The organism is Adlercreutzia wanghongyangiae, from assembly GCF_035989245.1.
Classification (GTDB): domain Bacteria; phylum Actinomycetota; class Coriobacteriia; order Coriobacteriales; family Eggerthellaceae; genus Adlercreutzia; species Adlercreutzia wanghongyangiae.
Window position 1 is genome coordinate 88,533 of the sequence record NZ_JAYMFF010000018.1, and the last position, 13,073, is coordinate 101,605.

A 13,073-nucleotide genomic window follows, 5' to 3' on the forward strand; every position below is an offset into this window, starting at 1 on the left:
TGCCGATGAGATCCACGGTGAAATGCCCTCGTTGCGGGGCCGACGACATCGACGTGCGCACGTTCGACTCCATGATGGTGCTGCGCGCCGATATGGCCCTGTATGCGCTGACCTGCCCCCATTGCGCGGCGAAGCTGTCGTCGCTGGGGGCCATTCCACCCTCCCTGCGGGAGGAAGTCGTATTTGCCGCCATCGAGCTGGGTGCCGGTATGGGCGCCCATGAGGGAACGTCATGATGCTGAACGACATCTACCAGAACCTGGATCCCGTTGCGCTGGCCATCGGGCCTTTGACCGTGCGCTGGTACGGGCTTGCCTACGTGCTCGGCTTCGCCCTGGCCGCCTTCATCATCTACCGGGTGGCGCGCCGCTGGAAGCTGGGCCTGACCGAGGACGATCTGCTGACGCTGATGGTGTGCGCCATCATCGGCGTGGTGGTGGGGGCGCGGCTGGGCTACGTGCTGTTCTACGGCGACGGCTACTACCTCGCCCACCCGCTGGAGATACTGGCCTTCAACCAGGGGGGCATGAGCTTCCACGGAGGCTTGGCGGGGCTGCTTTTGGGCGGTGCGGTGGCCGCGCGGCTCACGCGCATCCCCTTCCTCACCCTGGCCGATCTGGGTGCCATCGCCGCGCCCGTGGGGCTGTTCTTCGGTCGCTGCGCCAACTTCGTGAACGGCGAGCTGTGGGGCGCGCCCACCGACTGGCCCATCGGCGTGGTGTTCGGTGGTGCTGCCGGCATGATGCCGCGCCATCCCAGCCAGCTGTACGAGGCAGTGCTGGAGGGGCTCGTCATCTTCCTGGTGCTGTTCGCCCTGTCGCGCCGTATGCCGCCGCGTCCGCGCGGCACGTTCGTCGGCACGTTTCTAGTGCTGTACGGCGTGTTCCGCTTCCTCATCGAGTTCGTGCGCGAGCCTGATGTGCAGCTGGGCTACCTGTGGGGCGGCTGGCTGACCATGGGCCAGGTGCTGTCGGCGCCGCTGATTATCGCGGGCATTGCCGTGCTGCTGTGGTCGGTGCGCGCAAAACTGCCCCAGGAAGGTCCGCGGAAGGAGCCGAAGGGCGCTTCCCGGCCGCGCTAGGGCTCGCTCGGGCGGTGCCCGTCCAGCTCGATGAGGTCGAGCAGGGCCTGTTGGGAGTGCACGCCGAACTTGCGGTAGATGCGCTTGATGTGGGTCTTGGCCGTTTCCTCCGAGATGACCAGCTGGGCGCTGATGAAGCTGCAGTTGCGCCCGCGGGCCAGATAGGAGAACACCTCGGTTTCCCGGGGCGACAGGCCGCGGCTCTGCGCCAGCTGCTGCACCGATAGCTTGAAGCGGGGTGCCGCCGCCTCCCGGCTACCCGGGGCGCTGAACAGGTTGCGGTCCGATCCGGGGAAGGGGCTCTCGAAGGCGAACAGCGCCACGAGCAGGATGACGAACACCGAGCAGGCGGCGATGACGGCCACGGTGTAGCGGTCGTGGGCCAGGGCCATCAGCTGGGCGCCCAGCACCGATCCTGTCAGCTGCCCGATCATGATGGCCATCATGGAAACGCTGGCAAACAGCGCCACGGGGCTTCGGCGGTCGTAGGCCAGCACGGCCCACAGGGCCCAGATGATGATATAGAAGTACTGGTAGCCCATCTGGTGGGCGGCGAATCCGATGAGGTCGCAGGGGTAGCCCAGGGAGTACAGCACGAACCCCGCCGCCATGAGCGGCAGCGCCACCTGGTAGGTCATATGGCGGAAGTCCATGCGCAGCACGCTCATGGTGAGCAGGATGGCCACGGCGCCTAAGATGAGTGCGCTCACGTTGAGGATGTCGCGAATGGCGATGAGGTCGTCGGTTGCCCCTGCGAAGAACCCCTTCATCATGCCGTAGGAAAAGCCGAAGAACAAAGAGATGGCGCCGATTTCCACGATGGGCCGAAGCGCGGGCACCTCCCAGTCGGCGTCGCATGCCGGCGACGCGGCCTCCGCTGCCTGCTGGTGCGTGAGCAGCCACATCTCCGCCACGGGGATAAGAACGGTGATCCAGCGGGCCGCTGCGGCGGGCAGCAGGGTGAGGACGAAGAAAAAGCCGCTGCCTGCAAGGGTGGCCAGCACACTGTACACCACCACCTGCCGCGCTCCGCGTCCGGCGATGAGACTGGCCCACAGCACGACCTCCACGGCGCTGCCCACGCCGGTGAGCAGCGCGCCGGCCACAAAGCCCGCGCTGCCGCCCGCGAGCGCCTCGGCGGGCAGTCCGATGAGCGCCGTGCCGACGGAGGTGACGGCTGCGGCGGCCCAGGCGGCCGCAGCGGGGCGCCGGATGCATTCCCCGCGCAGGTACCAGACGAACAGCGCACCGTAGCACAGCACGTTCGAAGCGATGGACAAAAGCCACAGCGGCTCCAGCGACAGCAGCGGCGTGCCGGCCGGAGCGGGGGAGGCCTGGTAGAACTTCTGGCTCCAGAACGTCACCCACACCCAGGTCCAATGCAATGCGAAGCCGGCGACAATGCCCGGGCGCACGTCGAAGTTGAACGCGGCCAGCTGGACGCGCTTGCGCAGATATCCCATGCTCAGTTTTGCCATGATGTTTCCCCCTTGCCGCCCTCTATTGTATCGGGTTTGGCGCGAACGCGCCCGAAGGAGCGGCCCTCCGGCACCTCCGAGGTATCCCCCTGAGAGGGGTATTTTCGGATACCACCCCCTCCGACCTGGCCGTTTTCCGCTTGCTCGCGCTATGGTGCTCCCAGGGCCGCGGAAAGCCGCGAGGGGAAGGAGCCACAGGCCCGCGGCACGGCCGGACGCCCGGGGCGACCGGCGTCGGCCCGCGCGAGGACGCGGGCGATGAGACGAGCTAAGAGGAGGAGACTATGACCGAACAGAGCAAGTCCACGCTGAGCCGCCGCGCCTTCGTGGCCGGGGGCGCCACCGCCGCCGCTGCGGTGACGGCCGGCCTGGCAGGCTGCGCGGCCGCGCCCGCGACCGAAGACGATCTGGCCGCCACCGGCGCGGGCATCGCGCCCGATGCGGGGGAGTGGCTGCCCTCGCAGTGCAACATGTGCTTCAACGCGTGCAGCATCCTGGGGCATGTGGTGGACGGCAAGCTGGTGGAGATCAAGGGCGACGACCGCAGCCCCGCCGGATGGGGCCATCTGTGCGGTAAGGGCACGGCCGGCATTATGCAGCTGTACGACGAGAGCCGCATCACCAAGCCCTTGCGCCGCACCAATCCCGAGAAGGGCGTCGGCATCGATCCGGGTTGGGAGGAAATCTCGTGGGACGAGGCCTACGACCTTATTCTGGAGAAGCTGGAGGAGCAGAAGGAGAAGGGCAATCCCATTATCGTGTTCGCCCTTATCACCAGCCTTATCTCTTGGATTGACGCCATGAACTGGCTGGGCAGCAACGGCAACATTCCCGTGCCCTTCAAGGCCGACATCTGCGGCGCGCCCACCCACACCATCACGGGGCTGCTCACCGGCAGTGGCAACGCTACGCCCGACTACGGCAACTGCAAGTACCTGATGCAGTTCGGCACCCAGGCCGGTGTGGCCACGCGCCACGGCATGGGCATCACCGCCAAGATCTTCGCCGAGAGCCGCAAGAACGGCTGCAAGTTGGTGAACTTCGACCCGCACATGTCCGGGGCCGCCGAGAAGGCCGACGAGTGGATTCCCATTCGCCCCGGCACCGATGCGGCCGTGGCCCTGGCCATGGCGAACCTGCTGGTGAACGAGTACGGCATCTACGACGAGGAGTTCCTGACCAACCGCACGAACGGCCCGTCGCTGGTGGATGTGGAGACGCGCCGCGTGGTGCGTGCGGCCGACAGCGGCAACAAGGCGCTGTACTGGGACGAGGCCACCGGCGCCCCGGCTGCCTACGACGTTGCCCAGAAGCCGGCTCTGGAAGGCTCCTTCGAGGTTGACGGGCGCCCCTGCAAGACGGCCTTCAGCATTTTCAAGGAGCACGTGGCCACCTACACGCCCGAGTACGCCGAGCAGATTTCCACGGTGCCGGCCGACACCATTCGCCGCCTGGCCCGCGAGTTCGGCGAGGCCGCCTGCATCGGGCAGACGGTGGAGGTGGACGGGCTCACGGTGCCCTACCGCCCGGCCGCGGTGGACATCTTCAGCGGCATCGCCCGCCACAAGCACGGCTTCGTGTCCCAGTGGGCGCTGCTGCAGCTGAACACGCTCATCGGCAACACCTTCGCCCGCGGCGGATATTTGGGCTACTACACCAAGAACGCCTACGGCTTCTACGAGGGCGACACCGACCACACCTGGGAATTCGACGTGTGGGAGGAGGACGGCCTCATCAACGATCTGGCCATGGCCCACGGATACCCGGCGAACCAGTCGCACTACCAGAAGGTGCGCGAGATGAGCTACACGCCCACCACCGAGGCCCTGGAGGAACTGCAGCCGCTGACTATGGACCAGCATTTCGGCTACATCGCCCAGGTGCAGCCCGACGTGTACAAGACCAAGCCGTCGGAAGTGGCCTTCTGCGTGGCCTCGAACCCGTTGAAGAACTGGTGCAACCATGATTACCAGGCCAAGGTGCTGGAGTCTTTCGACTGGATCTTCGGCATGGACATCTATCTGAACGACTCGTCGTACTACTACGACCTGATCATTCCCGAGCCGTGCTATCTGGAGCGCTTCGATCCGCTGCCGCTGTCCTTCAACAACCATCGCGTGCCGGGCTGTCCCGAGGTGCCCTACATCGTGGCCGGTCGCATGCCCATCGTGCCGGCGAAGGACGACTGCCCCTCGGCGCTGGACACCTTCGGGGCCCTGGCCGCCAAGGCCGGCAAGACCGCCGAGTACTCGGGCGCGCTGAACGACTACTACCGTCTGGCCGACGAGTACAAGCTGGACGGCACTGAGCAGATCACCGCCGAGCGCGTGTGCGATGCGGCGCTGAAGTCGCTGGCAGGCGAGGGCCGCGGCGTGGAATGGTTCCGCGAGAACGGCGTGCTGACCCGCGACCGCAAGGCCGACGAGGTGTACGTGTTCGCCGCCGGGCAGCCCGGGCGCATTCCGCTGTACTTTGACTTCATGCTCGAGGCCAAGGAGAAGGTGGAGGCCGAGGTGGCGCGCCTGGGCATTCCCTGGGAGACCGACGACTACATGCCGCTGCCCGAGTGGAAGCCCTGCGTGGACCACGAGGTGGAGGATCCCGATTTCGATCTGTTCCCGGTGTACTGGACCAATGCCATCAACACCGACACCTGGCAGGTGCAGAACGCCTGGATCAACGAGATCAACGAACTGGACGACTGCACCTATTTCCTGGAGGTGAACGCCCAGACGGCCGCCGCCAAGGGCATCGCCTCGGGCGATAAGGTGCGCCTGTCGAACCGCGAGGGCGACATCGTGGAAGGCGTGGCCGTGGTGACCGAGTTCGTGCATCCCGAGTGCGTGGCCAGCGTGGGCGGTCATTTGGGGGCCCAGTCGGCGTTCCAGCCGGTGGGCCGCACCAAGGGCACGGCGGTGAACCATCTGGTGCCTGCTGGCGACCCGGCGCGCATGGACCATCTGTGCTCGGGCGTGGACCAGTGCGTGCGCTGCAAGCTTGAGAAGATCGCGTAAGGGGGCTGATGATGGAATACGGATTTGTGATCGACCTGGAGAAGTGCGTGGGCTGCCACGGTTGCTCGGTGGCCTGCAAGCAGGCGAACGGAACGCCTCCGGGCGTGCTGCGTTCGAACGTGGTGCGCGGCACCGAGGGCACCTATCCCAACGCGCGCCGCACCATCCGCCCCATGCTGTGCATGATGTGCGAGACGGCGCCCTGCGCTGAAATCTGTCCCACGGGCGCCAGCACCCTGCGCGAGGACGGCATCGTGACCATCGACAAGGACGAGTGCATCGGTTGCGGCAGCTGTCAGACCGTCTGCCCCTACGGGGCGCGCTATTTGTGGGAAAGCGGCGAGGGCTACTTCGAGGACGGCCCCAACGAGTACGAGGAAGTGGCCTACGCCACGGCCAAGAAGATGACCATGGACAAGTGCGACTTCTGCATCGGACACGCGGGCACCGGCGAGCCCGACCCCGTGTGCGTGCGCGCCTGCATGGCCGAGGCACGCTTCTTCGGCCCCTTGGAGGACATGAAGAAGATGGCCGAGGAACGCGGCGGCGGGGCCTACCTGCCCGAAGAGGGCACGAACCCGCGCGTGTTCTACCTGCCGGTGGTGGACGCGAAGTAACCAGACCTGTCCAGCCTTCCTTCGACAACGGCGCCCCGCACCCTCCCGCGGGGCGCCGGCTTTTCGCAGCGGCCTATATAACGGGGTGTTGTCGATTGTGCGTGCGCCTCGGCGGTGCGGGGCATTTCCCCTACAATGGTTGACGGTCGGTGAATAGCGCCCTGCGTGCCGGCCGAGATTAATGAGTTCGAAGAGATGCGAGGTGAGTCATGGACGTTCGTTTCTACAAGTGCATGCACTGCGGCAACATTGCCGTGAAGGTATACGACGCCGGCGTGCCGCTGGTGTGCTGCGGCGAGCCGATGGTGGAACTGGTGGCCGATTCCCAGGATGCCGCGCTGGAGAAGCACGTGCCCGCCGTTGAGGTTGAGGGCAACAAGGTGATCGTGAATGTGGGCTCGGTGGACCATCCCATGATGGAGGAGCACTGGATCCAGTTCATTTGCCTGGTGACCGATAAGGGCTACCAGATCAAGCCGCTGAACCCGGGCGAGGCGCCCCACGCCGAGTTCCTGGTGCCCGAGGGTGAGACGCCGGTGCGCGTGTACGAGCACTGCAACCTCCACGGCCTGTGGGTGACCGAGCTGTAAGAGCTCTGCTTGTCCGGCCGCGGCTAGGAGGTAAGGGCGCCGTGCTCGGACAGTCCTCGCTTGGCGGAAATGCCCACTGGGCATTTCCAGTCGCTGTGGAACTCCGCGCGGACCCTCACCCCCTATCCGCGGCCTACCGTGCCTGTTCTTGAAAGACCCGTGTATTGCGGGTCTTTCTTATTGCATTATGGGGAATTGGTGCTAATATAAACAAGCTTGTCTCTGGCTTGGTCGGAAACCAAGCCACATTCGGAATCCTTGGTCGGAAACCAAGGGAAGATAGGAGAACCCATGAAGCAAGGAATTCATCCGGAGTACGTGGACTGCGTTGTGAAGTGCAGCTGCGGCAACACCTTCACCACCCGCTCCACCAAGCCCGAGCTGAAGATCGACATCTGCAATGCGTGCCATCCCTTCTACACCGGCACCCAGAAGCTGATCGACACCGGCGGACGCGTGCAGCGCTTTGCCGACCGCTTCGGCGCCGCCAAGGACGTCGTTGCCGAGCGCGAGGCCGCTCGCAAGGCCGAGCGTGCCGCTCAGATCGCCGAGCGCGAGGCCGCCAAGAAGGCCGAGCGCGAGGCCAAGGCCGCTGCTAAGGCCGAGCGTGCTGCCGCCTACGCCGCCAAGGCCGCCGAGGAGGCCGTCCGCGCCGAGGCCGTGGCCGAGGTTCAGGCCGCCGACGACGCTGCTGCCGAGGCCACTGCTGAGGAGGCTCCCGGCGTGGAGCTGACCGAGGCCGAGGTGGAGGCCGCCGAGTAGCCTTGCTTCGCTGCACCTGAAAGCCCGCTGCATTCGAGCAGCGGGCTTTTTTTGTTTCCGAGCTTCGTAGGGGCGGCCTTCAGGCCGCCCTCGGCAGGAGGGTTATCCCGTAGGGGCGGCCTTTAGGCCGCCCGCTCGGGCGTTGATGGTAACGGGCGGGCTGAAGCCCGCCCCTACGGTGTGGGCGGCAACGGGCGGGCTGAAGCCCGCCCCTGCGGGGGACCGGCGACGATGGGCGGGCTGAAGGCCCGCCCCTGCGGGGGACCGGCGGCGATGGGCGGGCTGAAGGCCCGCCCCTGCGGGGCCGACGGGCGGGGTTTCGTTGCGGGAACGTAAATTTCCCCGGGGTCGGGAATGGCGCGAACTATAATGGGCGCGGTAAGCGAACGAGACGAGGGAGCAGACGTGGTACACAACCCGGAGCAAGATTTCGTACTGAAGACCATCGAGAGCCGCGACGTGCACTTCGTGCGTTTCTGGTTCACCGATGTGCTGGGGAATATGAAGTCGTTCGCCGTGGTTCCCGGCGAGCTGGAAGCGGCCTTCGAAGACGGCATGGGCTTCGATGGCAGCTGCATCGAGGGCTTTGCGGCGGCCAGCGAGTCGGATATGCTGGCCTTTCCCGATCCCTCAACGTTCCAGGTGCTGCCCTGGCGCCCGCAATCGAATGCCGTGGCTCGCATGATCTGCGCCATCCGCACGCCCGAGGGCGATCCTTACGAGGGCGACCCGCGCCACGTGCTGGAGCGCATGGTGCGCAAGGCGTCGGAGCTCGGCTACTCCTTTATCGTGGGGCCCGAGTTGGAGTACTTCTACTTCAAGGACGCCCAGGGCACCGACGTGCTCGACCACGGCAGCTACTTCGACCTCACCTCGCTGGATTCAGCCTCCGACTTGCGGCGCGATACGGTGCTCACCTTGGAGAAGATGGGCATTCCCGTGGAGTACTCGCACCACGAGAAAGGCCCTTCCCAGCACGAGATTGACCTGCGCTACGCCGATGCGCTGTCTATGGCCGATGCGGTGATGACCTACAAGCAGGTGGTGAAGGAAATAGCCATGAAGCACGGGGTATACGCCTCGTTCATGCCCAAGCCCATGGCTGACGCGCCCGGCAGCGGCATGCATGTGCACCAGAGCCTCATCGACCTGGACGGCAACAACGTGTTCTTCGATGCGGACGATCCGTCGGGCTACAACCTGTCGGCCACGGCGAAGAGCTACATCGCGGGGCTGCTGAAATACGCCCCGGAGTTCACCTTGGTGACGAATCAGTACGTGAACTCCTACAAGCGCCTGCAGCCGGGAGGGGAAGCGCCCACGTGCGTGAGCTGGGGCGCTCGCAACCGGTCGACGCTGGTGCGCATTCCCGGCTACCGCCCCCACAGCGAGTCGGCGTGCCGGGTGGAGCTGCGCAGCCCCGATCCGGCAGCGAACCCCTATCTGGCCTTCGCGGTGATGCTGGCCGCGGGCCTGGCGGGCATCGAGGAGGGGCTGGAGCTGATGCCCCCGGTAGATGACGGGGCCCCCCTGGGCTGCAGCCGCCACGAGCATCGCGCCCGCGGCGTGCTGCCGCTGCCCGCGACGCTGGGGGAGGCGGTGGAGCTGTTCGCTGAGAGCCGTCTGATGCGCGAGACGCTGGGCGAGCACATCCACGACTACCTGGTGCGCACCAAGCGCGCGGAGTGGGACGCGTACCAGGGCATTGTGACGCCCTGGGAGCTGAAGCGCGATTTGGCGGTGTTGTAGATGCAGCGTAAGACCGTTATCTTCATTGCCGACAGCTTGGATAACGCCCACAAGTTCCAGCAGGTGCTCTCAAAGCTTGATGTGGATGTGGCTGCCGGCTCGTCGGCGCAGTTCAAGAAGCTGCTCGCGGCGCATCCGACCCACGACCTGGTAATCTACGAGGCCCGCGATGCGGCGGCCACCCCGCTGTCCGCCGTGGAGTCCGCGTTGGCCGAGGAAGGCACGGGCGCCATGCTGGTCATTGTGAACGACGATCAGCTGGCCGAGTTCCGCCTGCCGGTGTCGTGCAAGGCCGATTTCGTGGTGCACGGCGCCTCGGCGGCCGAGTGCGCCCAGCGCATCCGCCAGCTGCTGTGGCCTGGAAACGAGGGGTCGTCAGGCGACTACATTGTGGTGGACAACATGACGGTGAACCTCGCCACCTACCAGGTGAAGGTGGGCGGCGAGCCGGTGGATCTTACCTATTTGGAATATGCGCTGCTGTCGTTTTTAGTCACGCATCCGGGGCGCACCTATTCCCGCGACGCGCTGCTGCGCCGGGTATGGGGCTTCGACTACTACGGTGGCAGCCGTACGGTGGACGTGCACGTGCGGCGTGTGCGCGCAAAGCTGGGCCCCGAGTTGGCCCAGCGTCTGGAAACCGTGCGCGGTGTCGGCTATTTGTGGAACATGTAGGGCATCACGTTGTTCGTAGGGGCGGCCTTCAGGCCGCCCTTTTTGGTGCGGGAAACGGGCGGGCTGAAGCCCGCCCCTACGGAATGGATCGGAGCGAGGGGCTGAAGCCCGCCCCTGCGAATGGGTCGGGACGGGCGGGCTGAAGCCCGCCCCTACGGGTGCGTTCGGGGAGGCTAGTGCGCTTCGGCCCAGGTGGGACCCCAGCTGACATCTACCAGCAGGGGCACGCGCAGCTGCGCCACGTTCTCCATCACCTCGCGCACCATGGCCGACAGGCGCTCCACCTCGTCGATGGGCACCGAGAAGTCCAGTTCGTCGTGCACCTGGATCATCAGCTGGGCGCGGAAGCCCTCGGCGAGCAGGCGGCGTTGTACCTCGTTCATGGCCATCTTGATGATGTCGGCCGCCGTGCCCTGCATGGGGTGGTTCATGGCGGTGCGCTCGCCGAAGCCGCGCTGCTGGCCGTTGGAGCTGCGCAGCTCGGGAATATGGCGTTTGCGGCCGAACATCGTGGTGGCGAAACCGCGTTCCTTGGCCTCGGCCACGGTGTTGTCCAGGTAAGAGCGCACGCCGGGGTACACCTCAAAGTAGCGGTCGATCATCTCCTTGGCCTCCGCCATGGGAATTTCCAGCGTCTGCGACAGCCCGTAGGCCTGCTGGCCGTACACGATGCCGAAGTTCACCGCCTTGGCCCGACTGCGCAGTTGCGACGTCACCTCCTCGGGTGCTACGCCGAAGACGCGGGCAGCTGTGGAGGTGTGCAGGTCGGCGCCCGAATTGAAGGCGGCCACCAAGTGCTCGTCGGCCGAGAGGTGCGCCAGCAGGCGCAGCTCGATCTGCGAGTAGTCGGCCGACAGGAACAGCTCGCCCTCGCGCAAAGGAACGAAGCAGCTGCGAATCTGGCGCCCGAAATCGGTGCGCACGGGAATGTTCTGCAGGTTCGGATCGGACGACGACAGGCGTCCGGTGGTGGTCACCGTCTCGTTGAACTGGGTGTGCACGCGGCCGTCGAGGGCGCGCATGCGCGGCAGGGCGTCGATGTAGGTGGTCTTGATCTTCGAGAACTCGCGGTAGCGCAGGATGAGCGCCGGCAGCGGGTGGATGGCCGACAGCTCGGTGAGCACCTTTGCGTCGGTGGAATAGCCGCGCTGGTTCTTCTTCTTGGCCGGCAGCTGCAGCACCTCGAACAGGATATGGGCCAGCTGCTTGGGGCTGCTCAGGTTGAAGGGCTCGCCCGCCAGCTCGTGAATCTGGGCTGTCAGCTCGTCTACCTCGGCCTGGGCCTTGGCGCCCAGCTCCTCCAGCAGCGGCACGTCGATGGCCGCGCCCACGCGCTCCATGCAGGCGAGCACGCCCACGAGCGGCAGGTCGATGTCGGCGTAGGCATCCCAGGTGCCGTCCTTTCTCAGCGCCTCCTCCATCAGGCTCCTCAGCAGTCGCGCCGCCGTAGCGCGCAAGGCCGCTCGCTCGGCGTCGCTTTCCGCGGTCGGCAGGGTGGCGCCGGCGATCGTCTCCATCAGCGAGTCGTAGGTGTAGGAACTGGTGGACGAGTTCAGCACGTAGCCGGCCACGCCCAGGTCGAATCCGCGGCTGGCCAGCACCTCGGCGTCGCTTAAGCGCGCGGGCTCGGCGGTGTCGGCCGGGTACACGCGGTGCAGGTCGGCCTTCACGTCCAGGGCGCAGAAGATGCCGTCGCGCACGATGGCGGCGAACAGGTCCAGGGCCTCGTCGCCTTCGGCGATCACGGTGGCCTGGTCGGTGACGAAGGCCGCGGTGGCCCCCTCGTTGAACAGCGACACCTGCTCGGGATCGACGAAGGCCACGCCGATGGTCTCGCCGGCGGCGCAGGCCCGGGTCACCTCGGCGGCTCCCGCGTCGCCCCGCACTTCGTCGGCCAGCGTCAGGTCGACCTCGCGGGAGGCGGGCTCCACGTTAATGAGGGACAGCACGCGGGCAAGCGGGCTTGCCAGTTGGTACTTTCCGAAGGCCTCCTCCACGTCGGCGGCGTCGAAGGCGGGGAAGGCGGCGCTTTCCAGGTCGACGGGGAAGTCGAGGTCGCGCACGATGGTGGCGATCTCGCGCGAGAGGAAGGCCATGTCGCGGTTGTTCTCCAGATTCTCGCGCTGCTTGCCCTTCAGCTCGTCGATATGCTCGTAGATGCCCTCCATGGAGCCGTAGGCTTGCAGCAGCTTCGTGGCAGTTTTGGGGCCGATGCCCGGCACGCCGGGAATGTTGTCGGAGGAGTCGCCCATCAGGCCCAAAAAGTCGATGAACTGCTCGGGTGTCACGCCGTAGCGCTCCACCACCTCGGCCGGTCCGTTCACCGTGATGTCGGTGATGCCCTTCTTGGTGGTCACGATGCGCGTGAGGTCGCTCGCCAGCTGGTAGGCGTCCTTGTCGCCGGTGACCAGCAGAGTCTCGAACCCCAGGGCCTCGTCGCGGGCGGCGATGGTGCCCAAAATGTCGTCGCCCTCCCAGCCCGGCACCTTCACCACCGGCACGGCCATGGCCGCAAGCAGCTCCTCGATGACGGGGAACTGCACGCGCAGCTCGTTGTCCATGGGCGGGCGCTGGGCCTTGTACTGCTGCAGCGCCTCGATGCGGTGCACGGGCTTGCCGGCGTCGAAGGCGCACACCACCGCATCGGGGGCGGCGATCTCGATGAACTTGCAGAACATCGACAGGAAGCCGAACACGGCGTTGGTGGGGGTGCCGTCCTGGGCGGTCATGGGTGTTTGCACCGCATGGTAGGCTCGGTGCATCAGCGAGTTGCCGTCAATTACCGCGATCTTCTTCGACATGGATGATCCCTTCGATGGTTTTCGTGGGGATCAGTATAGCCCAAGGGCGCCCCGTATCATTTTCCCCACACGTATCTTCCGTTATCGAGCGGGTAGGGGAGGGAGGGCTTGCGGCGACGACGCGAGGCGGGCGGGCTAAAGCCCGCCCCTACGAGGCCGGGGGGCAAAGCGCGGGGGGCAAAGCGCGGGGGCAAAGCGCGGGGGGGGGCGACGCGGGGGGGGCAAAGCGCGGGGGCGACGCGGGGGCAAAGCGCGGGGGGGGGCGACGCGGGGGGTGCCGGGATTGGTGGCGCGTCTCCGTAGGGG

The 13,073-nt window shown here is 66.3% G+C and carries 10 protein-coding genes; 8 read left to right on the forward strand and 2 right to left on the reverse strand.

Features of this window, described 5'->3' with window-relative positions; all coding sequences use genetic code 11:
* The first annotated feature begins 5 nt into the window (after window positions 1-5).
* A complete protein-coding gene (locus VIN30_RS09325) occupies window positions 6-236 on the forward strand; it encodes a UDP-N-acetylmuramoylalanyl-D-glutamate--2,6-diaminopimelate ligase (protein ID WP_338211076.1) in 231 nt (76 codons plus the stop codon).
* Window positions 236-1,081 carry a prolipoprotein diacylglyceryl transferase gene (gene lgt / locus VIN30_RS09330; protein ID WP_326425937.1) on the forward strand — a complete coding sequence of 282 codons (846 nt, stop codon included), beginning with the start codon at window positions 236-238 and terminating at the stop codon, window positions 1,079-1,081. Before VIN30_RS09325 ends, lgt begins: the two co-directional genes overlap by 1 nt.
* Here the strand turns inward: lgt and VIN30_RS09335 are convergent.
* Window positions 1,078-2,559, reverse strand: a complete 1,482-nt coding sequence (locus tag VIN30_RS09335) for a LuxR family transcriptional regulator (protein ID WP_326425783.1) — start codon at window positions 2,557-2,559, stop codon at window positions 1,078-1,080. The genes lgt and VIN30_RS09335 overlap by 4 nt on opposite strands.
* A 284-nt stretch (window positions 2,560-2,843) precedes the next feature.
* Here VIN30_RS09335 and VIN30_RS09340 point away from each other — a divergent pair, with 284 nt between their 5' ends.
* From VIN30_RS09340 to VIN30_RS09365, 6 genes are all read left to right on the forward strand, one after another.
* The gene (locus tag VIN30_RS09340) at window positions 2,844-5,573 is read left to right on the forward strand and encodes a molybdopterin-containing oxidoreductase family protein (RefSeq protein WP_326425781.1); all 2,730 of its coding nucleotides are present in this window, start codon (window positions 2,844-2,846) and stop codon (window positions 5,571-5,573) included.
* An 11-nt stretch (window positions 5,574-5,584) separates the two neighbouring features.
* Entirely contained in the window at window positions 5,585-6,190 is a 606-nt protein-coding gene (locus tag VIN30_RS09345; protein WP_338211079.1) for a 4Fe-4S dicluster domain-containing protein, read from the forward strand.
* 209 nt (window positions 6,191-6,399) lie between these two features.
* On the forward strand, window positions 6,400-6,780 hold the full coding sequence (locus VIN30_RS09350) for a desulfoferrodoxin family protein (protein WP_338211080.1): 381 nt from the start codon (window positions 6,400-6,402) through the stop codon (window positions 6,778-6,780).
* 291 nt (window positions 6,781-7,071) lie between these two features.
* Window positions 7,072-7,542 (forward strand): 50S ribosomal protein L31, encoded by a 471-nt coding sequence (gene rpmE / locus VIN30_RS09355; protein ID WP_338211081.1) that lies wholly within the window; start codon window positions 7,072-7,074, stop codon window positions 7,540-7,542.
* Window positions 7,543-7,947: 405 nt separating this feature from the next.
* Window positions 7,948-9,291, forward strand: coding sequence for a glutamine synthetase family protein (locus VIN30_RS09360; RefSeq protein WP_326426818.1), 1,344 nt, complete (start codon window positions 7,948-7,950; stop codon window positions 9,289-9,291).
* On the forward strand, window positions 9,292-9,966 hold the full coding sequence (locus tag VIN30_RS09365) for a winged helix-turn-helix transcriptional regulator (protein ID WP_326426820.1): 675 nt from the start codon (window positions 9,292-9,294) through the stop codon (window positions 9,964-9,966).
* A gap of 173 nt (window positions 9,967-10,139) precedes the next feature.
* On the opposite strand, the gene polA is transcribed toward VIN30_RS09365, so the two are convergent.
* Entirely contained in the window at window positions 10,140-12,767 is a 2,628-nt protein-coding gene (gene polA, locus VIN30_RS09370; RefSeq protein ID WP_338211084.1) for a DNA polymerase I, read from the reverse strand.
* Window positions 12,768-13,073: the final 306 nt, after the last annotated feature.